Raw genomic sequence first — 24,500 nt, forward strand, 5'->3', positions numbered from 1 at the left:
CAGGGCATGACCCGCCGGACCGGCCCCGGGTCCCTGAGCGGGCGGACGTAGGGTGATCGCATGATCAAATCCACGTCCGGCCGGCGGCTCGGTGCGCTGCTCGCCGCTGCCGGTGTCACCCGTGCCGCGACCGCCGCGCTGCGATCGCGCGCGCCCGGCGGGGCCGCCCGGTGGACGCGGCGGAACTACGCGGGAAAGAACGTCGAGTTGTACGCCGGGCCCGCTGCCGCCGTCGGCGCCGCGGCCGGTGCCGCCGTGCTGCCCGCCGGTCCGCGGGCGGCCGCCGCCCTGGCCGTGCTCGCGGCCGGTGCCTGTGGGGCGTACGACGACATGGTGGGAGCGGGTGACCCGCGCCGCGGGTTCCGGGCGCACCTCGGGGCGCTGCGGAGCGGCGAGGTCACCAGCGGTGCCGTGAAGCTGTTCGGCATCTCGGCGGCGGGGCTCGCCGCCGGGGCGCTGCTCAAGGAACGTCCCGTGGACAAGCTCCTCGCGGGCGTGGTGATCGCCGGGGCCGCGCACTTCGTGAACCTCGTCGACGTACGCCCGGGGCGGGCCTGCGCGACCGTGCTGGCACTGGGGGCACCGGGGCTGCTCCGCAAGGGACCGGGCGCGGTCGTCGCTGCCGCGTCCATGGGCGCCGCGGCAGCCGTGCTCCCCGACGACATCGGTGAGCGCGCGATGATCGGCGACGCCGGCGCGCATGCGTTGGGTGCGGCCCTGGGGGTCGCTGTTGTCGCGGGTAATGGGCGTGTGGGTCTGGTGCTGCATGCTGCGGCGGTGGTGGCTGCGGTGGTGTGCGGGGATGAGGTGAGCCGGGTGGCGAGGGTGGGCCTCGGCTGAGTGAGGGGCGGGGTCAGGGGAGGGCCGATGGGTGTGTTCGTGTGTGGGCGGTGTGATGCCGTGCTGACCCGGCCCGTCGAGCGGGTCGCGCTTCCCGTGCGTGCCCGTCAGACGTACGGGCACGACCTGCTGCCCGCGCTCATGGAGTCGGGGACGTACGCCGTCGATCCGGAGCCGTCCGGGCCGCCCTGGCGGCCGTGGCGCGAGATCCGGGCCGAGGAGGCGGCGGCGCGCGGCGTCTTCGCGCCCGTCTCCGCTCTGTCCTTCGGGGAGCCGGGCGCCGTCGTCGTCGCGCCGGGGGACACCCGGGGCACCGTCCTGATCCCCGAGCGGTGCGACGGGTACTGCATCGGCCTCGACGGACGGAGCGGCCCCAACCTCGCCTGCGCGCACTGCGGCAGCGCGGTGGCGACCCGCGTCGACGACTGCTCGTACTGGCAGGTGGTGTGGTTCGTGCCGGGGGCCGTCCGACGCGTCCCTGACGAAGGCCCCGAGCAGGGGATGGCCGACTGGGCGGCGCTGGCGCGGGAGTATCAAAGCGCGGCGCCGATCGAGTCGAACGGGGGCTGGAGCGCGCGGTGGGAGGCGGCCGTCGGGGCGGCGCTCGCCCATCTCCTCGCGGTCTCGGCGGGTGCCAGAGTGGCTCTTCCCGAGGGCGTCATGGCGGACACCTTCGGCCGCGCGCTCGACATGCTGTTCCCGCCGGGGCCCACGCGGAAGCGGGCGGTCCTCGCCGGGCCAGGCCTGCCCCCGGCCGCCGCGGACATCGCCGTGGTGCCGCGGCACCCGCGGACGGGCGAGGCGTGGCAGCCGCCCGGCGCCGCAGCCGCCGTGCCGCTCGAAGCCGACGTGTGGCTGTCCATGGCCTTTCCCCGCGTCCAGCTGCCCGTTCCCGTGACGGGCGGCATGCCCGAGGGGGTCTTCCGCGACGATCCGCTGCCGCCGTACCCCTTGCGGCTGTTCACCCCCGACCGGTGGGTGTTCCTCGATACGCTGGCGCGACTGCCCGCCGTCCGTGAGCCGTGGCTGCGCGAGATCCACGACCGGTTCCTGGACCACCCCTACGGCTCTCCGTTCTGAACAGCCATCACCCATGTGGGTGATCCCGTCCGCGGAGTTGCCCGTCCAAATGCTGAAGTGACCTTTCGGCAGTGCCGGAACGCCCGTACGGACTGGCATCCTTGGCGCAGCATCTGCCCGAGTACCAGTCCGAGCACCGCCCGACGCAGACCCAGGAGCCCCGGCCACGTGAGCCACGTGAGCAGCCACTCGCCGCACGGACAGACGCCGCTGCACACCGTTCAAGTTCTCGGCGGAGGCAGCGCGGGCAGCAGTGCGCACGTCAGGTCACTGGCCGCGGGACTCGCCGCCAGGGGCGTGCGGGTCACCGTGTGCGCCCCCGAAGAGGCCGCCCGCGCCTACGACCTCACGGGCACCGGCGCCCGGCACGTCCCCGTGCCCCGCAGCGGCGACCCCGCCGCCGTGGCCGCCCTCCGCGCGGCCTGCGCCGACGCCGACCTCGTCCACGCGCACGGACTGCACGCCGCCCTCCGCGCCGCCGTCGCCCTCACCGGGCGCCGCACCCCGCTCGTCGTCACCTGGCACACCCGCGCACACGCCGAGGGGGCGCGCGCCCGCCTCCTGCGCCTCCTGGAGCGGCGGGTCGCGAAGGCCGCGGCCGTCGTCCTCGGGGCCTCCTCCGACCTCGTCGACCGGGCCCGCAGCAGGGGCGCGCGCGACGCCCGCCTCGCGCCCATCGCACTGCCCGCGCCGCGCCGCCCCGACCCGGCGGAGGAGCCCGACGGCCTGCTCCACAAGGCCCGCGCCGAACTCGGCGCCGTGGACCGCCCGTTGATACTGGCCGTCGGCGCCCTCGAACAGAACCATGGGTACGACGTACTCCTGGACGCCACGCGCGCGTGGCGGCACCTGGACCCGCTGCCGCTCCTCGTGGTCGCGGGGGAGGGGCCCGAACGGACCGCTCTGCAGCGCCGCATCGAGGACGAGCAGCTCCCGGCCCGCCTCCTCGGACGGCGCGACGACGTCCCCGAACTCCTCGCGGCCGCCGACCTCGCGGTGCTGCACAGCAGTTGGGAGTCGCGCTCCGTGCTCGCCCAGGAAGCCCTCCACGCGCGCGTGCCGCTCGTGGCGACCGCGGTCGGCGGCGTGCCCGAACTGGTCGGCGACGCCGCGGAACTCGTCGCGTACGGCGACGCGGAAGCCCTCGCCACCGCGGTCGTACGCCTCCTCGCCGACCCGGTCCGCCGGGCGGAGCTGACGGACCGGGGCGCGGCCCAGGCCGCCACCTGGCCGACCGAGGACGACACGGTCACCCAAGTCCTCAGCGTCTACGACGAGTTGACCCAGCCCCTGCCGTACAGCTGAGCGCGTACGGCTGGCCCGGCACGGCTCGGGCGGCGGTCACGCCACGTGTCTGCGGGCCCGCAGCGCCAGGCTCAGCGCGAGCACCGTCTGCGGATCGTCGAGATCGGTGCCAAGGAGTTCGCTGATCCGGGCGAGCCGGTTGTAGAGGGTCTGACGGTTCAGGTGCAGCTCGCGGGCGGTCTCCGCCTTGCGGCCCGCGTGCGCCAGATACGTCTGGAGCGTCGGCAGCAGCGGCGGCTTCGAACGCTCGTCATGGGCGCGCAGCGGGCCGATCGCCCGGTCCACGAACGCCGCGAGGACCCCGTCCTCGTCATGCCGGTGCAGCCGCCACAGGAGCAGGTCGATGTCGAGCCGCCGCGCGTCGTACCAAGGGCGGTCGGACAGGCCCTGCGCGGCCGTCGCCGTCTCCGCCGCGTGCCGCAGCCCCGCCGACGCCGCCGCCCAGCCGCCCGCGACCCCGACCACCACGACCGGCGGCTGCGCCCCGGGCCGCTGCATCCCGGCCCGCTCGACACCGGCCCGCAGCGCGGCGGCGACCCGGTCGGCCACCGCGGTCCGTTCGGACTCCGACCGCAGACCGAGCAGCACCGGCACACGGCCCTCGACGGGCCGCACCCCGAGCAGCGCGGGCACCCCCACCGACGCCAGCTCCTCCGCGACCGCCCGGGCGAGCACCGCCCAGCCGCCACCGGTCGGCAGCCCGTCCGCGAGCCGCATCACCACCGGCAGGAGCGGGCTGCCCGCCGAGACCGGCTTGAAACCGAGGACCCGTGCCTGCGCCGGGGCGTCCTCGGCGGCGATCCGCCCCTCCGCGAGATCGGTGAGGAAGTCACCGCGCCCGCGCGCCGCCAGCTCCTCCTCCTGACGGGCCTGCATCAGCACCACCGCGAGGCTGCCCGCCGCACGCTCCGCGGCGATGCGGTGCACCGGCAGCGGCGCCGACTCCACGGCGAGCAGCACGAGCCGGGCCCGCACCGAACCGCCACCCGGGCCGCCGCCCGGCACATCCACGATGACCGCGCTCGCGGGCGGCCCTTCCCGGTCGACGGGACGGCCCCGCAGCCCCTCCCACACCTGGAGCGGATCCGCGCACTCGGTGCCCGCCCCGGCGGCGTACAGGAGCTGGCCGTCCGCCGTCTCCAGGAACACCGGGTTGCCGCTGAACTCCGCGAGGACGGCGAGGACCTGCGGTATGCCGCCCCCGCCGAGCAGCGCCTCCGTGCAGCGCCGGTGGACCTCCTCGGCCCGCTGCAACAGCGCGTAATGGCCGTTGACGATCTCGGTGTGCACCTCTTCGGTGACCGTCACGAACGGCACCTCGCGGTGCAGCTGCACCAGCGGCAGGCCGGCGGCCCGCGCCGTCTCCACGATCGCCGCGGGCAGCCGGGTGAAGCGCGGCCCCAGCTCGACGACGAGCGCCGCGATGCCCCGTTCGGCGAGCTTGCGCACGAAGGAGCGCTGCTCGGCCGGGCGGGCGCCGAGCCCGAGCCCCGTGGTGAGCAACAGCTCGCCGCCCTTGAGCAGCGAGGCGATGTTGGGCACCTCGCCCGCATGCACCCACCGCACCGTCCGCTGCAGCCGCTCCGCGCCCGCGACGACCTCGGGGAGCCCACCGCGCAACCCCGGAAGTTCCAGCGCGCGCTGCACGGTGATGCCGCCCTGAGTGCCCTGACTGTCCATGGCGCGGACGCTACCGCCGCGCCCGTCCGCGGCACATCTCCGGTTGATCACGGCGCAGGCCGCCGCACCTCGCGGCCCGACAACTCGTCGTGCCCGCGCGGCAATTACGCGACCCTCTGCCGGTTGTGGCGTACGTCACGCGACGGCAGGGTGCCCGCCATGCCAGAGCAACCCAGCACACCCGAGGTCCACCGTCTCAAAGCGAACTCCGTCGGGGTCGTCGGCGTCGTCTTCATGGCGGTCGCCACCGCGGCGCCCATCACGGCGATGACCGGCAACCTCCCGATAGCCGTCGGCGCGGGCAACGGCACCGGAGCCCCCGCCGGCTACCTCTTCGCGACGCTCGTCCTGACGGTCTTCTCCGTCGGATACGTCGCCATGGCCAAGCGGATCACCGCCGCGGGCGCCTTCTACGGCTACATCTCGCACGGTCTCGGCCGCATCGCCGGCATGGCGTCGGGGATGCTCGCCGTCCTCGCCTACATCGTCTTCGTGGCGTCCATCGTGGGCGTCTTCGCGTACTTCGCGCAAACCACCGTCCTCGACCAGCTGGGCGTCGACCTGCCGTGGGTGCTGTATGCGGCCGTGATGCTCGCGGCGACCGCGGTCCTGTCGTACTTCGACATCAACCTCACCGCGAAGGCGCTCGGCGTGATGCTCGTCGCGGAGATCGCCGTCCTCTTCGCGGTGGCCACGGCCGTCCTGGTGCACGGCGGGGGCCCCGACGGCATCCCCGTCGAGCCGGTCGACCCGCGGAACGCCTTCACCGGCACCTCCGCCGGGCTCGGCCTGTTCTTCGCCTTCTGGTCGTGGGTCGGCTTCGAGTCGACCGCGATGTACGGCGAGGAGTCCCGCGACCCCAAACGCGTCATCCCGCGCGCCACCCTCGTCTCCGTCGTCGGCGTCGGCCTCTTCTACATCTACGTCTCCTGGATGACGATCGCGGGCAACGGCCTGAGCGGCTCCGTCGAGGTCTCCCGGTCGGCAGGACCGCTCGACCTGTTCTTCGACCCGGCGCACCGCTTCATCGGCGCCTGGGCGGTCGACACCTTCCAGTGGCTGCTCATCACGGGCTCGTTCGCCTGCGGCATGGCCTTCCACCAGTGCGCGTCGCGCTATCTCTACGCGATCGGCCGGGAGGGCTTCCTGCACCCAGCGCTCGGCCGGACCCACCCCGCGCACGGCTCGCCGTACATCGCCTCGTACGTCCAGTCCGTCATCGCCGTCGCCCTCGTGGCCGCCTTCTGGCTCACCGGACAGGACCCGTACATCCACCTGTACACGCTGCTCGCGATCCTCGGCACGATGGCGATCCTCATCGTCCAGACGCTCTGTTCCTTCGCGGTGATCGGCTACTTCCGGCGCAACCACCCCGAGGACCGGCACTGGTTCAGGACGTTCCTCGCGCCGCTCCTGGGCGGCCTCGGCATGATCGCCGTCGTCGTCCTGCTGGTGATCAACATGGACACCGCGGCGGGCCCGGCGGCCGGCTCGCTCCTGTTCGAGGCCATCCCCTGGATCGTCGGCCTGGTCTTCCTCGGGGGCCTCGGGCTCGGCCTGTACCTGCGGGTCAGGCACCCGCGGCGCTACGAGATCATCGGCCGCATCGTCCTGGAGGACGCGGCCGAACGCACGGACGGCGACGGGCAGCGGCCCGTCGCCGTCCGGAGCAGGAGCTGACGGCCCTAGCCGCCGTAAGCCCCCGAGGCCGTCAGCCGCAGTGCCGTGTCGATCAGCGGCACGTGGCTGAACGCCTGCGGGAAGTTGCCGACCTGGCGCTGCAGCTTGGAGTCCCACTCCTCGGCGAGGAGCCCCAGGTCGTTGCGGAGCGCGAGGAGCTTCTCGAAGAGCTTGCGGGCCTCGTCGACCCGGCCGATCATCGCGAGGTCGTCGGCCATCCAGAACGAACAGGCCAGGAACGCCCCCTCGTCGCCCTCGAGGCCGTCCACGCCCTCGTCGTCGCCGGCCGTCGGGTAGCGCAGGATGAAGCCGTCCGGCGTCGACAGCTCCCGCTGGATCGCCTCGATCGTGCCGATGACCCGCTTGTCGTCGGGCGGCAGGAAGCCCATCTGCGGAATCAGCAGCAGCGAGGCGTCCAGCTCCTTCGAGCCGTACGACTGCGTGAAGGTGTTCCGCTCCTTGTCGTAGCCCTTCTCGCAGACGTCCCGGTGGATGTCGTCGCGCAGCTCGCGCCACTTCTCCAGCGGGCCGTCCGCGTCACCGGACTCGATGAGCTTGATGGTGCGGTCCACGGCGACCCACGCCATCACCTTGGAGTGCACGAAGTGGCGGCGCGGGCCGCGCACCTCCCAGATGCCCTCGTCCGGCTCGTCCCAGTGGTCCTCCAGATAACGGATCAGCTTGAGCTGGAGGAGTGAGGCGTAGTCGTTGCGGGTCAGGCCGGTCATGTGGGCCAGGTGGAGGGCCTCGGTGACTTCGCCGTACACGTCGAGCTGCAGCTGGCCCGCCGCGCCGTTGCCCGCCCGGACGGGCTGTGAGCCCTCGTACCCCGGCAGCCAGTCCAGCTCCGTCTCGCCGAGCTCGCGCTCGCCCGCGATGCCGTACATGATCTGCAGGTTCTCCGGGTCGCCCGCCACCGCGCGCAGCAGCCACTCGCGCCAGGCGCGGGCCTCCTCGCGGTAGCCCGTGCGCAGCAGCGACGAGAGGGTGATCGCGGCGTCGCGCAGCCAGGTGAAGCGGTAGTCCCAGTTCCGGGAGCCGCCGACGTCCTCGGGCAGCGAGGTGGTGGGCGCGGCGACGATGCCGCCGGTCGGCGCGTACGTCAGCGCCTTGAGCGTGATCAGCGAGCGGATCACGGCCTCGCGGTACGGGCCGTGGTACGTGCAGTGGTCGACCCACTCCCGCCAGAAGTCCTCCGTCGCGGTGAGCGCCGCCTCGGGCTCCGCGAGCGCGGGCTGTTCCTTGTGCGAGGGCTGCCACGAGATGGTGAACGCGATCCGCTCACCCGGCGAGACCGTGAAGTCGGCGTAGGTGGTGAGGTCCTTGCCGTAGGTCTCGGCGGTGGTGTCGAGCCAGACCGAGTCGGGGCCGGCGACGGCCACCGTACGCCCGTCGAACTTGTGTACCCAGGGGACCACGCGGCCGTAGCTGAACCGCATCCGCAGGGCCGAGTGCATCGGCACCCGGCCGGTGACACCCTCGACGATCCGCACCAGCTGCGGCGAGTCGCTGCCGCGCGGAGGCATGAAATCGATCACGCGGACCGTGCCGCGTGGCGTGTCCCACTCGGATTCCAGCACCAGTGAGTCGCCGCGGTATGTGCGGCGCGCGGCAGTGGGGGGCTGCGCGTCGGGGCCGTATGCGGGCCCGAGGCGCCAGAAGCCGTGCTCCTCGGTGCCCAACAGGCCGGCGAAAACGGCGTGGGAGTCGAAGCGGGGCAGGCACAGCCAGTCGACTGTGCCGTCCCGGCAGACCAGGGCGGCGGTCTGCATGTCTCCGATGAGTGCGTAGTCCTCGATGCGCCCGGCCACGTCTATCTCCAGTCGAACGGCCACGTTCGCCCCGCGGGGCGCTTACAGATCAGGGGTCAAGTGATCGTTGCCGAGCGCTTGTTCCGGGTGCAAGGCGGGATGATGCCGTGTGCCGGAGGGGCTCGGCAGCGAGTGTTTGAGCAGGATACGACGCACCCTGGTGATCCGCGCGCCCCTCCCGGCAACGATGCTGCGCCGAACGGGTGAGCGCCAGGTGAGAGCGGGTGCGGGCGGGAAAAAGTAGGGGCGTGCGGGTCCGGTGAGCAAGTTGTGTGCGCCTGGTGGCGGAGCGTGGCCGGAAGCAGCCTCGTTCCGTCGCTGATACCCTGGTAGCCCGTGAGCCGGTGGTCATAGAACCCCCGAACCGCAGCGACGGCGCCTCCCCGAATCCCTGGTGAGGACGTCGGTACGCACCTCCAGACCGCGACCACGGGAGCCCCCTCTTGGCCATGCAGCCCGCTGCTTTCCGAAACAGCACAGCCACGACGACCAAGCACATCTTCGTCACCGGGGGTGTCGCCTCCTCGCTCGGTAAGGGTCTGACGGCGTCCAGTCTCGGCGCGCTGCTCAAGGCTAGGGGCTTGCGCGTCACGATGCAGAAGCTCGACCCGTATCTGAACGTGGACCCCGGCACGATGAACCCCTTCCAGCACGGTGAGGTGTTCGTCACCAACGACGGCGCGGAGACCGACCTCGACATCGGTCACTACGAGCGCTTCCTCGACGTCGACCTCGACGGCTCGGCGAACGTGACCACCGGCCAGGTCTACTCCCAGGTGATCGCCAAGGAGCGGCGCGGCGAGTACCTCGGCGACACCGTCCAGGTCATCCCGCACATCACCAACGAGATCAAGCACCGCATCCGCCGCATGGCGACCGACGACGTCGACGTCGTCATCACCGAGGTCGGCGGCACGGTCGGCGACATCGAGTCGCTGCCGTTCCTGGAGACCGTCCGCCAGGTCCGCCACGAGGTCGGCCGGGACAACGTCTTCGTCGTGCACATCTCGCTGCTGCCCTACATCGGCCCCTCCGGCGAGCTGAAGACCAAGCCGACCCAGCACTCGGTGGCCGCCCTGCGCAACATCGGTATCCAGCCGGACGCGATCGTGCTGCGAGCCGACCGCGAGGTGCCCACCGCGATCAAGCGCAAGATCTCGCTGATGTGCGACGTCGACGAGGCCGCCGTGGTCGCCGCCATCGACGCCAAGTCGATCTACGACATCCCGAAGGTGCTCCACACCGAGGGCCTCGACGCGTACGTCGTGCGCAAGCTCGACCTGCCGTTCCGCGACGTCGACTGGACCCAGTGGGACGACCTCCTGGACCGGGTGCACAACCCGAACCACGAGGTCACCGTCGCCCTGGTCGGCAAGTACATCGACCTGCCCGACGCCTACCTCTCGATCACCGAGGCCATGCGCGCCGGCGGCTTCGCCAACAAGGCCCGCGTCAAGGTCAAGTGGGTCACCTCCGACGACTGCAAGACCCCGGCGGGCGCCAAGAAGCAGCTCGGCGACGTCGACGCGATCCTGATCCCCGGCGGCTTCGGCGAGCGCGGCGTCGACGGCAAGGTCAGCGCCATCCGGTACGCCCGCGAGAACAAGGTGCCGCTGCTCGGCATCTGCCTCGGCCTGCAGTGCATCGTCATCGAGGCGGCCCGCAACCTCGCCGACATCCCGGACGCCAACTCCACGGAGTTCGACGCCGCCACCGCCCACCCGGTGATCTCCACCATGGCGGAGCAGCTCGACATCGTCGCCGGTGAGGGCGACATGGGCGGCACGATGCGCCTCGGCATGTACCCGGCCAAGCTGGCCGAGGGCTCCATCGCGCGCGAGGTGTACGACGGCAAGGAGTACGTGGAGGAGCGCCACCGCCACCGCTACGAGGTGAACAACTCCTACCGCGCCGACCTGGAGAAGAAGGCGGGCATCCAGTTCTCCGGCACCTCCCCGGACGGCAAGCTCGTGGAGTACGTCGAGTACCCCCGCGAGGTGCACCCCTACCTGGTCGCCACCCAGGCGCACCCGGAGCTGCGCTCGCGTCCGACGCGTCCGCACCCGCTCTTCGCCGGCCTGGTGAAGGCCGCCGTCGAGCGCCAGCAGCGCGAGCAGAAGTCCGGCGGCAAGTCGGGCAAGTAACACCGGAGCGATACGGTTGCCGGGGTGTGCGTCTCACGAGGCGCACACTCCGGTTTTTTCTTTTGCACGTGGGAGGACAGGGCGACATGACGATCAAGGACACCGCCGAGGAGTGGCAGGTCACGGCCACGGAGACACCCTTCGTCGGGAACAAGACCTCCGTGCGCACCGACGACGTGGTCATGCCCGACGGCACCGTCGTCCGCCGCGACTACCAGGTCCACCCCGGCTCGGTGGCCGTCCTCGCGCTCGACGGCGAGGGCCGCGTCCTGGTCATCCGCCAGTACCGCCACCCGGTCCGCCAGAAGCTCTGGGAGATCCCCGCGGGCCTCCTCGACGTCCCCGGCGAGAACCCGCTGCACGCCGCCCAGCGCGAGCTGTACGAAGAGGCGCACGTCAAGGCCGAGGACTGGCGCGTCCTCACCGACGTCTACACCACCCCCGGCGGCTGCGACGAGGCCGTGCGGATCTTCCTCGCCCGGGAGCTCTCCGAGGCCGAGGGCGAGCGCTTCGAGGTCTCCGAGGAGGAGGCCGACATGGAGCTCGCCCGGATCCCCCTCGAGGAGCTGGTGCGGGGTGTGCTCGCCGGCGAGCTGCACAACAACTGCCTGGTCGTGGGTGCCCTCTCGCTGCACGCGGCCCTCAACGGCGACGGCCTCGACGCGCTGCGCCCGGCCGAGGCGCCGTGGCCGGCCCGCCCCTTCGAGGCGTAGCCCCTCCGGAAGGCCCAGGGCCGTCCGGAGCTTCCGATGTGACGATCTGTAGATCCGATCGGGTGACTTGTGCGTGCTGCGCGACCGGGAGCGACGCGGGGCCTGAACTAGGCTCTGAAAGCGTCCCGCCCGGAGTCCCGGCGGGCTCGTGCGCAGGCGGACGGGAGCGTGGCCCGTGACGGATCAGGCGGTCGACACGGACGGTGTCGCGGGCGGCGCGGTGCCGCCGCCCGCGAGTGCCCCGGTGGAGCCGACGAGGAGTCAGTTCGTCGGCAGACGCCGGGAACTGAAGGAACTCCGCGCCGACATCGACCGGGCGGGCCTCGACACCCTCTCCGGCCGCAAGGCCCCTCGCGCGCGCGTGCTGCTCATCGCGGGCCGCCCCGGCTCGGGCCGCACCTCGCTCGCCGAGGAACTCGCCCGGCAGGTCGCCGGCGACTACCCCGACGGGGTGCTGCGCGCCCGCCTCACCGAGCCCGACGGCAGCCGGGTGCCCACGGGGCGCACCGCCCGCGACCTCCTCGACGCCCTGCGCGTGCCCGCACCCCCGGGGGCGGCCGAGGACGACCTCACCGACATCCTCCGGAAGGCCCTGTCCGGCCGCAGGGCACTGCTGCTCCTCGACGACGCCGCCGACGCCGAACAGGTCGACCCGCTGCTTCCGGAGACACCCGACTGCCTGGTCGTCGCGGTCTCCGAGGGACCGCTCACCGGCATCCCCGACGTCCGGCCGTGCACCCTCGGCGGCCTCGACAAGGCGGCCGCCGTCGAGCTCCTCGCCCGCGCCGCCGGGCCCGTCCGCATCACCGTCGACCCGCGCTCCGCGGAATCCCTCGTCGAGGCGTGCGCGGCACATCCGGCGGCGCTCGTCCTCGCCGGCGGCTGGCTCGCCGCGCGGCCCAAGGCAGCCGTCGCCGACCTCGCCAAACGGGTGCACGACATGCCCGACGAGGGCTCGGCCCTCGCGCGTGTCTTCGCTCACACCTACGCCTCGCTGCCCTCGGCCGCCGCGCGGATACTGCGCTTCCTCTCCCTCGCCCCGGCCGGCGACGTCGACGCGCACACCGCCTCCGCGCTCGCCGGCTGCTCGGTCTCCGCGGCCGGGACCACGCTCGACGACTTCGTGGCGCTCGGGCTCGTACGGGCCGTCGACTCCCCGCTCCGGCAGTACGAGGTGCCCGGCTGCCTGGTCCCGCTGCTGCGGGCCCGCACCGGGAGCCAGGACCGCCCCGCCGAGATCCAGCTGGCCAGGGCACGGATGCTGGAGCGGACCGTGCGCCTGCTCCAGTCCTGCCGGGCCGTCACGGAGCCGGACGCCTCCGCCGCCCGCAAGAAGCTCGCGGGACTGCCGCGCGCACTGCGCTTCCCCAGCCCGCACGCCGCCGCCGAGTGGCTGCGCGTCCGCCAGCCCGCGCTGCTCGCCTCCGCCCGGCTCGCGGTGGCCGACGGCGAGCTCGACACCCTCGCGCGGCGCCTGATGGCGGCTCTCGTCAGGGCGCTGGTCGCCCACCGCGGCACCGAGGACGCGGCCCCCGAGCTGTACGGCATCCACCGCCTCGTCCTGGACGTGGCCGAGCGGCGGAACCTGCCGCGCGAGCAGGCGGCGGCGCTGCTGAACCTCGCGGATCTCGACGCGTGGACGGGGCGGACCCGGGACGCGCTGGTCCGCTACCGCGCGGCGCTGGACGCGGGACGCGCGGCGAACGATCCGTACGCGACCGGGCGCGCGATGGAATCCGTAGGCGGCGCCTATCAGGAGCTGGGGGACTGGCCGCGGGCCTCCGACTGGTACGGCCGCGCACTGGCCCAGCGCCTGGCCCGCGGCGAGCGCGCGGACGCCGCCCGGCTGTACGGCCGGATCGCCGCGGTGCACACCTACGCGGGGCGCTACGGCGAGGCGCTGCGCAACTGGAGTTCGGCGGTCACCGGCCACCGGAAGAACGGCGATGTGGCCGCCCAGGCAAGGGCGTTGAGCGAGCTGGCCCGGGTGCAGGAGTACGCGGGACGGCCCGAGGAGTCCTTGCGCACCTGCCAGGAAGCCGTCGAGCTGGCGCGGCACGCCAAGGACGTCCGGCTGCAGGCCGCCCTGCAGCTCCGCCTCGCCGACACCCTGGAGCGGCTCGGGGACCCCGCGGCCGCCCGGCTGCACCGGGCCGCGGCCGAGCGCATGCTGGGAAGTGAGCTCTCTGAGGGGGCCGAGGCTTGAAACAAATGGTGGAGCGGAGCCTTCCGCCTGCGAAATCCGTAGTGCATCTGCGGAAGATTGAAGTATTGAAAGGCTAGACAGCGCGAAATCCTTCATTAGACTGGCTCCGCCGCGTACCTCTGCGGTGTCTCCCGCTGCGCCCCCACACGCATCGGTATGCGTTGCATTGCCCGAAAAATCCCCTGAGCCAAGGACCGTGATCGACGATGAAGGTCGGCATCCCCCGCGAGGTCAAGAACAACGAGTTCCGGGTGGCCATCACCCCCGCCGGTGTGCACGAGCTGGTGCGCCACGGCCACCAGGTCGTCATCGAGCGGAACGCCGGCGTCGGCTCCTCGATCACGGACGCCGAGTACGTCTCGGCGGGCGCCACGATCCTGGACACCGCCGACGAGGTCTGGGCCACCGCGGACCTGCTCCTCAAGGTCAAGGAGCCCATCGCGGAGGAGTACCACCGCCTCCGCAAGGACCAGACCCTCTTCACCTACCTGCACCTGGCCGCGTCCAAGGAGTGCACGGACGCGCTCCTGGAGTCGGGCACCACCGCCATCGCGTACGAGACGGTCGAGACCGCGAACCGCGCGCTCCCGCTCCTCGCCCCGATGTCCGAGGTCGCGGGCCGGCTCGCCCCGCAGGTCGGCGCCTACCACCTGATGGCCGCCAACGGCGGCCGCGGCGTCCTGCCGGGCGGCGTCCCCGGCGTGGCCGCGGGCAAGGCCGTCGTCATCGGCGGCGGCGTCTCCGGCTGGAACGCCGCGCAGATCGCCATCGGCATGGGCTTCCACGTGACCCTGCTCGACAAGGACATCAACAAGCTCAAGGAAGCGGACAAGATCTTCGGCACGAAGATCCAGACCGTCGTCTCCAACGCCTTCGAGCTGGAGAAGGCCTGCCTTGAGGCCGACCTCGTCATCGGTGCCGTTCTCATCCCGGGAGCCAAGGCCCCGAAGCTGGTCACCAACGAGCTCGTCTCCCGCATGAAGCCGGGAAGTGTCCTTGTCGACATCGCGATCGACCAGGGCGGCTGCTTCGAGGACTCGCACGCCACCACGCACGCCGAGCCGACCTTCCCGGTCCACAACTCGGTCTTCTACTGCGTCGCCAACATGCCCGGCGCGGTGCCGAACACCTCGACGTACGCGCTGACCAACGCGACGATGCCGTACATCGTGTCGCTGGCGAACAACGGCTGGGTCGAGGCGCTGCGCCGCGACCACGCGCTCGCCCTGGGTCTCAACACCCATGACGGCAAGGTCGTTTACAAGGAGGTCGCGGAGGCCCACGGTCTCGACCACGTCGAGCTGGAGTCGCTCCTCGGCTGAACCTGACCGCTTTCGTCAACGAAAGTCGTCAATCTCACGCCCACGGCCGGACCTTGAGAGGGGTCCGGCCGTATGCGTATCAGTGTGGACACGCTCAACTGGCCTTGAACGTAACCCTTTAACCGTTTCGCCCACCCCGGAAAGCCGTCGATGGCGAGCCGCACGCCCTTGACACAAGGGTGTTCCATTGCCGACACATCGGGCCGGGTCCGGCGGATTGTGTTGCTGTGGACCGGTGACACGCCATAGAGTCGCCAACCGTCGGCATGGTGCCACGCTGACCTATCGAGAAATTTCCTGGTCACCAAGGAGGTAAGACGACTTGTGAATGAGTCGACATTTGCTCCCGGGGGTGGTCAACCAGGAACGTCTGCACGGGACCAGGGTCCCGTGGGGCTCGAGGCCGTCGGCTCGGTCGCTGTCCGCACCTTCGAAGCCCGGCAGAGCCCCCAGCCGACACAGTCAGCACCCCAGAGCATGGATGGCCATCACGTGAACGCCATGGCCGGCGACCGGAGTGGCGATAACACCCACACCCACCTCGCCGACTACGAGGAACTGCCCCAGGGGCACTTCTACGACCCCGACGCCGAGTACGAGCCCGATCCGGAGTACGCGGCCACGCTCGCGCCCGACGCGGCCCGCCAGCGCCGCGAGCGCATCGGCCCCACGGGACGCCCGCTGCCGTACTTCCCGATCCCGGGCCCGCTGACCGACCACGGCCCCGCCAAGATCATCGCGATGTGCAACCAGAAGGGCGGCGTCGGCAAGACGACGTCGACCATCAACCTGGGCGCGGCCCTCGCGGAGTACGGGCGACGGGTCCTGCTCGTCGACTTCGACCCGCAGGGCGCCCTCTCGGTCGGCCTCGGCGTGAACCCGATGGAGCTGGACCTCACGGTCTACAACCTCCTCATGGAGCGCGGCATGGCCGCGGACGAGGTGCTCCTGAAGACGGCGGTCCCGAACATGGACCTGCTGCCCAGCAACATCGACCTGTCCGCGGCCGAGGTCCAGCTGGTGAGCGAGGTCGCGCGCGAGTCCACGCTCCAGCGCGCCCTGAAGCCGCTGATGCAGGACTACGACTACATCGTGATCGACTGCCAGCCCTCGCTCGGCCTGCTCACCGTGAACGCCCTGACGGCCGCTCACAAGGTGATAGTGCCGCTCGAGTGCGAGTTCTTCGCGCTGCGCGGTGTGGCCCTCCTCACGGAGACCATCGAGAAGGTCCAGGAGCGGCTCAACCCCGACCTGGAGCTCGACGGCATCCTCGCGACCATGTACGACTCCCGCACGGTGCACAGCCGTGAGGTGCTCGCGCGCGTGGTCGAGGCCTTCGACGACCACGTCTACCACACGGTCATCGGCCGCACGGTCCGCTTCCCGGAGACCACGGTCGCCGGTGAGCCGATCACGACGTACGCCTCCAACTCGGTCGGCGCGGCCGCCTATCGCCAGCTCGCCAGGGAGGTGCTCGCCCGGTGTCACGCCGAGTGAGTCTGCCCGGGGCCGACGAACTGTTCCGTACGACCGGGGGGATGGCGCTGCAGTCGTCGTCCCCGCGCCGCCAGGCGAACGGCGAGGCGAAGGTGCCCGCCCCGGCGGGCGAGAGCGACGAGACGGCCGCATCGGCCGAGGACACGGCGGCGCAGGGCGACGGCGGTGACCCCGCCGAACACGCGGCCACCGACGCGGAGTCCGGCTCCGGCGAGTCCCGCAGCCGCACCGCGGGCGACGCCGAGAAGGGCGCGGGACGGCGCTCGTCGGCCGCGTCGTCGGCACCCTCGGCGCAGGAAGGTTCGGCCGCCCAGGGCGGCGGCAAGTCCGGCTCGTCGACCGCGCAGGCGCGGCGGCGGGCGAGGGCGGCCAACCGGCGGCCCAGCGGGCGCGAGCGGCACGACGAGAAGATCACCGTGTACGTCTCCGCCGAAGAGCTGATGGACCTCGAACACGCGCGGCTCGTGCTGCGCGGCGAGCACGGGCTCGCGGTCGACCGCGGGCGGATCGTGCGGGAGGCCGTCGCGGTCGTCCTCGCCGATCTGGAGTCCCGCGGGGACGCGAGCATCCTCGTACGACGGCTGCGCGGGCGGTAGGGGTAGCGTTTCTGGCCTCATGGCCTCGAACAGTGAATCCGCACCGCCCGCCGCCCGGCGCCGCTCCCTGGGGCGCGGCCCGGGGGCGGAGCCCGTGGAGCAGCCGTCCGCCGAGCAGCCGCCGGAGCCCGCGCCCGCCGAGCCCGCCGGGGCCGAGCCCGGCGACGGGCGGTTCAAGGTGCGGCTCGCGAACTTCGAAGGGCCCTTCGACCTGCTGCTCCAGCTGATCTCGAAACACAAGCTGGACGTCACCGAGGTCGCCCTGTCGAAGGTGACCGACGAGTTCATGGCGCACATCCGGGCCATGGGGGCCGACTGGGACCTGGACCAGACGACCGAGTTCCTGGTCGTCGCCGCCACCCTGCTCGACCTCAAGGCGGCGCGGCTGCTGCCCACCGCCGAGGTCGAGGACGAGGCCGACCTGGCGCTCCTCGAGGCACGGGACCTGTTGTTCGCGCGGCTGCTGCAGTACCGCGCGTACAAACAGGTCGCGGACATCTTCAGCGGGCGGCTCGACGACGAGGCGCGGCGCTATCCGCGGACCGTGGGCCTGGAGCCGCACCACGCCGAGCTGCTGCCGGAAGTCGTCATCAGCATCGGGGCGGAAGGATTCGCCGAGCTCGCCGTGAAGGCGATGCAGCCCCGCGCGAAGCCACAGGTCTACGTCGAGCACATCCACGCTCCGCTGGTCTCCGTGCAGGAGCAGGCCGGGCTCGTCGTCGCCCGGCTCCGGGAGCACGGCGAGACGAGTTTCCGGGTGCTGGTGGCGGACGCGGGGGACACCCTCACGGTCGTCGCCCGCTTCCTCGCCCTCCTCGAGCTCTACCGAGAGAAGGCCGTCGCCCTGGACCAGGAGGACCCGCTGGGCGAGCTGATGGTGCGGTGGACCGGAGGGGACGGCGCCGAGGAGCCGACCGTGACCGACGAGTTCGACCGGGCCCCCGAACCGATGGAGGACAAGGCGTGAGCGAGCACCCTGCGGGGGCGGGAGACGTCGCGGAGCTGGAGCTGCGGCCCGCTCTGGAAGCCGTGCTGATGGTCGTCGACGAGCCGGCCACCGAGGAGCACCTCGCGAAGGTCCTGCAACGGCCCAGGCGCGCCGTCGCCGACGCGCTGCGGGAGCTCGCCGACGAGTACACCGTGCAGCGGCGCGGTTTCGAGCTGCGGCTCGTCGCCGGCGGGTGGCGGTTCTACACCCGGCCCGAGTACGCCGCGGCCGTGGAGGGCTTCGTCCTCGACGGGCAGCAGGCGCGGCTCACCCAGGCGGCCCTGGAGACCCTCGCCGTCGTCGCGTACCGCCAGCCGGTCAGCCGTTCCAGGGTCTCCGCGGTGCGCGGCGTGAACTGTGACGGGGTGATGCGCACCCTCCTCCAGAGGGGTCTGGTGGAGGAGGCGGGCGCGGAACCCGAAACAGGTGCGATCCTGTACAGGACGACGAACTACTTCCTGGAGCGGATGGGCCTGCGTGGCCTTGACGAGCTTCCGGAGCTCGCGCCCTTCCTCCCCGAGGCGGACGCGATCGAAGGAGAGACGCAGGAAGGCGTTCCGTCGTTCGACCCGGACGCACCCGATGCGCCGGGGTACGAGTACACCCAGGACACAGCCGATTAGACGGAACCTTTGATGCGAAGCAGCAGCGGCAGGAACAGCAGCGGAAACAACGGCGGGAGCCGTGGTGGCAACAGCGGCGGCCGCGGCAAAAGCGGCGGCCGGGGAAGCACCGGCGGCCGCGGCGATTACCGGGGTGCCGGTAACAACCGTGACGACAAGCAGGGCGGCAGCGGCCGTCCGAAGAAGCCGCGTCCCGAGGAGCGGCGCTACGACGTAGGTGCCGACGGCACGCACAACGGTCCGAAGTCGGGCCGTGGCGCCTCGGCGCGCGGCGGTGCCAAGGGCGGCCCCAAGCAGGGCCAGGGCAGCGGACGGGGCCGTTGGGCTCCGGCCACCTCCCGCGAGTACGACGCGCGGGCGGAGGAGCGCAACCGCGAGCGGTACGCGGGCAAGCCGAAGGTCAGCCCGCCCAAGACGTTCCCGGGCGCCGAGCAGGAGGGTGAGCGCCTGCAGAAGGTGCTCGCGCGCGCGGGCTACGGCTCGCGCCGTGCCTGTGAGGAGCTGGTCGAGGAGGCTCGCGTCGAGGTCAACGGCGAGATCGTCCTGGAGCAGGGCATGCGCGTCGACCCCGAGAAGGACGAGATCAAGGTCGACGGTCTGACCGTGGCCACGCAGTCGTACCAGTTCTTCGCGCTGAACAAGCCCGCCGGTGTCGTCTCCACCATGGAGGACACCGAGGGCCGCCAGTGCCTGGGGGACTACGTGACCAACCGCGAGACGCGGCTGTTCCACGTGGGGCGGCTCGACACCGAGACCGAGGGTGTCATCCTGCTCACCAACCACGGCGAGCTGGCGCACCGCCTGACCCACCCCAAGTACGGCGTGAAGAAGGTCTACCTCGCGCACATCGTGGGCCCGATCCCGCGTGACCTGGGCAAGCAGCTCAAGGACGGCATCCAGCTGGAGGACGGGTACGCCCGCGCGGACCACTTCCGCGTCGTCGAGCAGACCGGCAAGAACTACCTCGTCGAGGTCACCCTGCACGAGGGCCGCAAGCACATCGTGCGGCGCATGCTCGCCGAGGCGGGCTTCCCCGTCGACAAGCTGGTGCGGGTGGCGTTCGGGCCGATCACCCTGGGCGACCAGAAGTCGGGCTGGCTGCGGCGGCTGTCCAACACGGAGGTCGGCATGCTGATGCAGGAAGTCGACCTGTAGGAGATGCGGGAAGTCGATCTGTAGGGATCGCTTCATCGCTTGCCCGAACCACCCCCCTCTCTTTATAGTCATCGAGACCATAAAGAGAGGGGGGTGGTTGTGCATGCAGGGATACGACAAGTACGCCTTCGAGCCCTTTGCCGTCACCGTCGACCTGGCGGTGTTCACCGTCCGGGACGGCGCGCTGCACGTACTGCTCGTCGAGCGCGGCCAGGAGCCGTACGCGGGCCGCTGGGCCCTGCCCGGCGGCTTCGTGCTGCCCGAGGAGTCGGCCGAGCAGGCCGCGGGGCGGGAGCTCGCCGAGGAGACCGGCATCGCGGACGTCGGACGGCTGCACCTGGAGCAGGTGCGCACCTACAGCGACCCGGACCGCGATCCGCGCATGCGGGTCGTCTCCGTCGCCTTCGCCGCGCTCGTGCCGGACCCGCCCGAGGTCCACGGCGGCGGTGACGCGGCCCGCGCCGCCTGGCTGCCGTACAGCCCCGCCGGCTACCGGCCGCTCGCCTTCGACCACGACCGGATCCTCGCCGATGCCCACGACCGGGTCGGCGCCAAGCTGGAGTACACCGGGCTCGCCACGGCCTTCTGCGCACCCGAGTTCACGCTCGGCGAGCTGCGCCAGGTCTACGAGGCCGTGTGGGGCGCCGAGCTCGACCCCGCCAACTTCCGGCGCAAGGTGGTCGGCACCGCCGGGCTCGTCGAGGCGGTCCCCGGCGCCGCCCGGCTGACCGGCGGACGCGGCAAGCCCGCGGCCCTCTTCCGGGCCGGCACCGCCACCGCCCTGCACCCGCCGCTGCTCCGCCCCGCCCCGGAAGGACAGTCCTCGTGAAGCGTGCCGCCACCGGATCCCTCATGGGCCTCGCCCTCGGGGACGCACTCGGCTTCCCGACCGAGTTCAACGACGTACCGTCGATCCTCGCCAAGTGCGGGCCCTGGCGCGGGATGGAGCTGCCGAAACCGGCGTTCATCACGGACGACACCCAGATGACGCTCGCGCTGAGCCGCGGGCTGCGCACCGCCATGGACCGGGGGCTCCTCGGCCCGAAGCGGCTGGAGCGGCCGCTGCGCGAGGAGTTCGTGGACTGGTACCAGTCGCCGGAGAACAACCGCGCGCCCGGCAACACCTGCCTGAAGGCCTGCTCCCTCCTCAAGACCGGCAAGCCCTGGGAAGAGGCCAGCCAGGTGCACTCCAAGGGCTGCGGCGCCAACATGCGGGTCGCGCCGCTCGGCCTCGCCCCCGGCCTGAGCGACGAGCAGCGGGCCGGTGCCGCCCAGCTGCAGTCCGCGCTCACCCACGGCCACCCCACCGCGCTCGCCGCCTCCGACCTCACCGCACGCGCCGTGCGGCTGCTCGCCGAGGGCACCGAGCCGACCGGACTCGTCGGACTGCTTCGCTCGTACGCGTACGAGAACCGCGAGACGTACCACGAGCGCTGGCTCGGCGAGCTGTGGACGCGGGGCGGGGACGCGACGCCGCAGGCGTTCATCGCACGCGGCTGGGACGAGTGTCTCGACGCCCTGGAGCGGCTCAGGGCCGCGCTGCGCTCACCCTCACCGGAGACCGACCCCTGCCTCGCCACGGGCGAGGGCTGGATTGCTGAGGAGGCGCTCGCCACCGGCCTGCTGTGCTTCCTGCTCTTCGTCGACGACCCGGTGACCGCCCTGCGCAGGGCCGCCTGCACATCGGGGGACTCGGACTCGATCGCCTGCCTGGCCGGCGCCTTCGCGGGGGCCCACCTCGGCGCGGACGCCTGGCCGGCGGAGTGGACGGACCGGATCGAACACGGGGCCGAGCTCCAGGAGTTCGGAGCCCTCTGGGACTCTTGACGGATGACTGTGGACCTGGGACTCGACGCCGACCTGAGCTCCGTCGTCGAAGAGCAGCGCGACCCGCTGCTCTTCGCGACGGTCTCGGGAGCGCACCTGTACGGCTTCCCGTCCCGCGACTCGGACGTGGACCTGCGCGGGGTGCACCTGCTGCCGGTGACCGACCTGGTGGGGCTGAGGGAACCGGACGAGACCCGGTCCAGGATGTGGGACCGGGACGGGGTCGAGATGGACCTCGTCACGCACGACCTGCGCAAGTTCGTCCGGCTGATGCTGCGGAACAACGGCTACGTCCTGGAGCAGCTGCTCTCCCCGCTGGTCGTCCACACCACCGACGCCCACGCGGAACTCGTCGCACTGGCCCCGGCCGTCCTCACCAGCCACCACGCCCACCACTACCGCGGGTTCGCCGGGACCCAGTGGCGGCTCTTCGAGAAGAACGGCGAGCTCAAGCCGCTGCTCTACACGTTCAGGGTGCTGCTGACCGGCATCCACCTGATGCGCCGCGGCGCCGTGGTCGCCCATCTGCCCACGCTGCTCGGCGAGGTGGCGGAAGCACCCGCGTACCTTCCGGAGCTCATCGCCGCCAAGGCAGAGGCCGAGCACGGCGGGGCCGACGTGGACCACGCGCGCGTGGCCGCCGACGTGGAGCGGCTGCACGCCCTCCTGGACGCGGCGCAGGCGGAGTCAGCCCTGCCCGGTGCCCACACGGCGTACGACGCTCTGCACGACCTCGTCGTCCGCGTACGGCTCCAGGGGACTCAGGGCTGACGTCCGGCGCGTACGGAACAGGAAGTCGGCGATCCGCTCCCGGTCGGGCTCCGGCGGGAGCGGGCTGTGCTCCGCCGCCGCCTCCGCCTCGGCCGCGAGGCGGTTCATCCAGGACTCGACCTCCGGCCAGGAGACCTCGCCGCGCTTCACCGCGAGCAGCGGCTCGCGCTGCTCGCCGACGTCGATCCGCAGCTCGCCGGTGCGCAGCAGATCACGGCAGGACATCAGCAGCCGCAGCAGGTGCATCGCGTGCTTCCAGCGCGGGGCGCCGTGGGTGCGGACGTCCGCGTCCAGCTTCTTGCGCTGGCCCAGCGCGTAGCGGGCGAACGTCTCGTGGGCCTGGCGGGAGAGAAAGGCTCCGCGCAGCGCGAGCAGTTCGCGGCCGGTGCCGGTGACGTGCTCCACGAGCGGGGAGTGCAGGCACTCAAGCACGTTCGGATTGGCGCGCAGGGCGAGCTCGCAGAAGCGCTCGAGCTCCCAGCTGAACTGCTCGTCAGCGGGCCCGTCGACATGCGTCGGGGGCTTCTCGAAGCGCCAGAACAGCGGGGTGGGGGCCAGGAAGATGCCCCTGCGGTCGGTGTCGCTGCCGTCCGTGGCCAGGCCGAAGGCGCGCGAGCCCATCACGCAGGAGTAGATGGTGTGGTCGCGTACCAGGTCCTGAGGGCGCATGCGGCGAGCGTACGGCCAGGGTCCGCGGCCCGTACGCCCCAGGTCCGCACGACCCCCGATAGGCTTGCCTTCACATATGGTGCGCGCAATACGAGAAGGGGCAGCGACGTGGCGGTACGAGCGGTCCGGGGCGCCGTCCAGCTGGAGCGGGACGAGGCCGGACACATGGGCGAGCAGGTCAGCGCGCTGCTCACCGCCCTCCTGGAGCGGAACGGGCTGACGGGGGACGACCTCATCAGCATCTGGTTCACGGCCACGCCCGACCTGCACTCCGACTTCCCGGCGGCCGCCGCCCGCGGCCTCGGCATCGGCCTCTCCGACGTACCGCTGATCTGCGCCCAGGAACTGGACGTCGAGGGCGCCATGCCCCGCGTCGTCCGCGTCCTCGCCCACATCGACACCGACCGGCCCCGCTCCGAGATCACGCACGTGTACCTCGGCGCCGCGGCCGCACTCCGCAAGGACATCGCCCAGTGAGAACCGCCCTCGTCATCGGCACCGGTCTGATCGGCACGTCCGCGGCCCTGGCCCTCGCCTCCCGCGGCATCGCCGTCCACCTCGCCGACCACGACCCGGAGCAGGCCCGCACCGCGGCCGCGCTCGGCGCCGGTACGGACGAGGCGCCCGAGGGCCCCGTGGACCTCTGCGTCGTCGCCGTGCCGCCCGCGCACGTCGCCACCACGCTGGCCGACGTCATCCGGCGCGGCGCCGCGCGCGCCTACCTCGACGTGGCGAGCGTGAAGGGCGGCCCGCGCCGCGAGCTGGAGGCGCTCGGCCTCGACCTGACCACCTACATCGGCACGCACCCCATGTCGGGCCGGGAGCGCAGCGGCCCGCTGGCCGCCACCGCCGACCTCTTCGAGGGCCGGCCCTGGGTGCTGACCCCGACCCGGGACACCGACACCGAGGTGCTGAACCTCGCCCTGGAGCTCGTCGCCTTCTGCCGTGCCGTGCCGGTCGTCATGGACGCCGACGCCCACGACCACGCGGTGGCCCTCGTCTCGCACATGCCGCACCTGGTCTCCAGCATGGTCGCGGCCCGCCTGGAGAACGCCGACGAGTCGGCCGTCAGGCTCTGCGGCCAGGGCATCCGCGACGTCACGCGGATCGCGGCGTCCGACCCGCGGATGTGGATCGACATCCTCTCCGCCAACCCCGGCCCCGTCGCCGACCTGCTCGCCGACGTCGCATCCGACCTGGAGGAGACGGTCGCCGCGCTGCGCGCGCTGCAGTCCGCCGACGGGGCGAAGCGGTCGGAGGGCGCGGCCGGCGTCGAGAACATGCTGCGGCGCGGCAACGCGGGCCGGACCCGGGTGCCCGGCAAGCACGGGGCGGCCCCGGCGGCGTACGAGATCGTCGCGGTGCTCATCGACGACAAGGCGGGCCAGCTGGCCCGGATCTTCGCCGACGCGGACCGGGCGGGGGTCAACATCGAGGACGTCCGCATCGAGCACGCGACCGGACAGCAGGCGGGCCTGATGCAGCTGATGGTCGAGCCGGCCTCCGCGCCCGTGCTGACCGCGGCGCTGCGGGAGCAGGGCTGGTCGATCAGGCAGTAGGAGCACACGGGCTCCGGGCCGGGCCCCGGGCCAT

General features: G+C 72.2%; 20 protein-coding genes and 1 pseudogene. 18 read left to right on the forward strand and 3 right to left on the reverse strand.

Features of this window, described 5'->3' with window-relative positions; genetic code table 11:
• The first annotated feature begins 60 nt into the window (after nt 1–60).
• From ACZ7LU_RS25845 to ACZ7LU_RS25855, 3 genes are all read left to right on the forward strand, one after another.
• On the forward strand, nt 61–840 hold the full coding sequence (locus tag ACZ7LU_RS25845) for a hypothetical protein (protein ID WP_471918153.1): 780 nt from the start codon (nt 61–63) through the stop codon (nt 838–840).
• A gap of 27 nt (nt 841–867) precedes the next feature.
• Nucleotides 868–1,920 (forward strand): hypothetical protein, encoded by a 1,053-nt coding sequence (locus tag ACZ7LU_RS25850; protein WP_471918154.1) that lies wholly within the window; start codon nt 868–870, stop codon nt 1,918–1,920.
• A 168-nt stretch (nt 1,921–2,088) separates the two neighbouring features.
• Entirely contained in the window at nt 2,089–3,225 is a 1,137-nt protein-coding gene (locus tag ACZ7LU_RS25855) for a glycosyltransferase family 4 protein (protein ID WP_468561720.1), read from the forward strand.
• 36 nt (nt 3,226–3,261) lie between these two features.
• Here the strand turns inward: ACZ7LU_RS25855 and ACZ7LU_RS25860 are convergent, their stop codons facing one another.
• On the reverse strand, nt 3,262–4,905 hold the full coding sequence (locus ACZ7LU_RS25860) for a PucR family transcriptional regulator (RefSeq protein WP_398310200.1): 1,644 nt from the start codon (nt 4,903–4,905) through the stop codon (nt 3,262–3,264).
• A 159-nt stretch (nt 4,906–5,064) separates the two neighbouring features.
• Here ACZ7LU_RS25860 and ACZ7LU_RS25865 point away from each other — a divergent pair, with 159 nt between their 5' ends.
• Nucleotides 5,065–6,585 carry an APC family permease gene (locus ACZ7LU_RS25865; protein ID WP_471918155.1) on the forward strand — a complete coding sequence of 507 codons (1,521 nt, stop codon included), beginning with the start codon at nt 5,065–5,067 and terminating at the stop codon, nt 6,583–6,585.
• A gap of 5 nt (nt 6,586–6,590) precedes the next feature.
• Here the strand turns inward: ACZ7LU_RS25865 and ACZ7LU_RS25870 are convergent, their stop codons facing one another.
• On the reverse strand, nt 6,591–8,402 hold the full coding sequence (locus ACZ7LU_RS25870; protein WP_362991528.1) for a glycoside hydrolase family 15 protein: 1,812 nt from the start codon (nt 8,400–8,402) through the stop codon (nt 6,591–6,593).
• 443 nt (nt 8,403–8,845) lie between these two features.
• On the opposite strand from ACZ7LU_RS25870, the gene ACZ7LU_RS25875 reads away from it, so the two are divergent.
• The 12 genes and pseudogenes from ACZ7LU_RS25875 (at nt 8,846) to ACZ7LU_RS25930 (ending at nt 22,238) form a co-directional block, all read left to right on the forward strand.
• Nucleotides 8,846–10,540, forward strand: a complete 1,695-nt coding sequence (locus ACZ7LU_RS25875) for a CTP synthase (protein WP_398310194.1) — start codon at nt 8,846–8,848, stop codon at nt 10,538–10,540.
• Between the two features lie 86 nt (nt 10,541–10,626).
• Nucleotides 10,627–11,253 (forward strand): NUDIX domain-containing protein, encoded by a 627-nt coding sequence (locus ACZ7LU_RS25880; protein WP_398310191.1) that lies wholly within the window; start codon nt 10,627–10,629, stop codon nt 11,251–11,253.
• Between the two features lie 175 nt (nt 11,254–11,428).
• Nucleotides 11,429–13,520, forward strand: a pseudogene (locus ACZ7LU_RS25885) (tetratricopeptide repeat protein).
• Nucleotides 13,521–13,665: 145 nt separating this feature from the next.
• The gene (gene ald / locus ACZ7LU_RS25890; RefSeq protein WP_362991203.1) at nt 13,666–14,781 is read left to right on the forward strand and encodes an alanine dehydrogenase; all 1,116 of its coding nucleotides are present in this window, start codon (nt 13,666–13,668) and stop codon (nt 14,779–14,781) included.
• A gap of 324 nt (nt 14,782–15,105) precedes the next feature.
• Complete coding sequence (locus ACZ7LU_RS25895) at nt 15,106–16,278, forward strand: ParA family protein (protein WP_398310188.1); 1,173 nt, start codon at nt 15,106–15,108, stop codon at nt 16,276–16,278.
• Nucleotides 16,263–16,874: a hypothetical protein gene (locus tag ACZ7LU_RS25900; RefSeq protein ID WP_398310185.1), complete on the forward strand. Its 612-nt coding sequence runs from the start codon at nt 16,263–16,265 to the stop codon at nt 16,872–16,874. Before ACZ7LU_RS25895 ends, ACZ7LU_RS25900 begins: the two co-directional genes overlap by 16 nt.
• Nucleotides 16,875–16,893: 19 nt before the next feature.
• On the forward strand, nt 16,894–17,841 hold the full coding sequence (locus tag ACZ7LU_RS25905) for a segregation and condensation protein A (protein WP_471918156.1): 948 nt from the start codon (nt 16,894–16,896) through the stop codon (nt 17,839–17,841).
• On the forward strand, nt 17,838–18,485 hold the full coding sequence (gene scpB / locus ACZ7LU_RS25910; protein WP_468091344.1) for an SMC-Scp complex subunit ScpB: 648 nt from the start codon (nt 17,838–17,840) through the stop codon (nt 18,483–18,485). Before ACZ7LU_RS25905 ends, scpB begins: the two co-directional genes overlap by 4 nt.
• Before the next feature lie 12 nt (nt 18,486–18,497).
• On the forward strand, nt 18,498–19,640 hold the full coding sequence (locus tag ACZ7LU_RS25915) for a pseudouridine synthase (protein WP_398310176.1): 1,143 nt from the start codon (nt 18,498–18,500) through the stop codon (nt 19,638–19,640).
• 103 nt (nt 19,641–19,743) lie between these two features.
• The gene (locus ACZ7LU_RS25920; protein WP_398310173.1) at nt 19,744–20,469 is read left to right on the forward strand and encodes an NUDIX hydrolase; all 726 of its coding nucleotides are present in this window, start codon (nt 19,744–19,746) and stop codon (nt 20,467–20,469) included.
• Nucleotides 20,470–20,492: 23 nt separating this feature from the next.
• Nucleotides 20,493–21,467 (forward strand): ADP-ribosylglycohydrolase family protein, encoded by a 975-nt coding sequence (locus ACZ7LU_RS25925; protein WP_468315178.1) that lies wholly within the window; start codon nt 20,493–20,495, stop codon nt 21,465–21,467.
• Between the two features lie 3 nt (nt 21,468–21,470).
• Nucleotides 21,471–22,238: a nucleotidyltransferase domain-containing protein gene (locus ACZ7LU_RS25930; protein WP_471918157.1), complete on the forward strand. Its 768-nt coding sequence runs from the start codon at nt 21,471–21,473 to the stop codon at nt 22,236–22,238.
• Here the strand turns inward: ACZ7LU_RS25930 and ACZ7LU_RS25935 are convergent.
• Entirely contained in the window at nt 22,155–22,907 is a 753-nt protein-coding gene (locus ACZ7LU_RS25935) for a nucleotidyltransferase domain-containing protein (protein ID WP_471918158.1), read from the reverse strand. The genes ACZ7LU_RS25930 and ACZ7LU_RS25935 overlap by 84 nt on opposite strands.
• 108 nt (nt 22,908–23,015) lie before the next feature.
• Between ACZ7LU_RS25935 and aroH the strand changes: the two genes are divergently transcribed.
• Nucleotides 23,016–23,384 carry a chorismate mutase gene (gene aroH / locus ACZ7LU_RS25940; protein WP_398310167.1) on the forward strand — a complete coding sequence of 123 codons (369 nt, stop codon included), beginning with the start codon at nt 23,016–23,018 and terminating at the stop codon, nt 23,382–23,384.
• Nucleotides 23,381–24,466: a prephenate dehydrogenase gene (locus tag ACZ7LU_RS25945; RefSeq protein WP_398310164.1), complete on the forward strand. Its 1,086-nt coding sequence runs from the start codon at nt 23,381–23,383 to the stop codon at nt 24,464–24,466. The genes aroH and ACZ7LU_RS25945 overlap by 4 nt, the downstream gene beginning before the upstream one ends.
• Nucleotides 24,467–24,500 lie beyond the last annotated feature (34 nt).

It is taken from the genome of Streptomyces sp. NPDC039462, assembly GCF_055639375.1.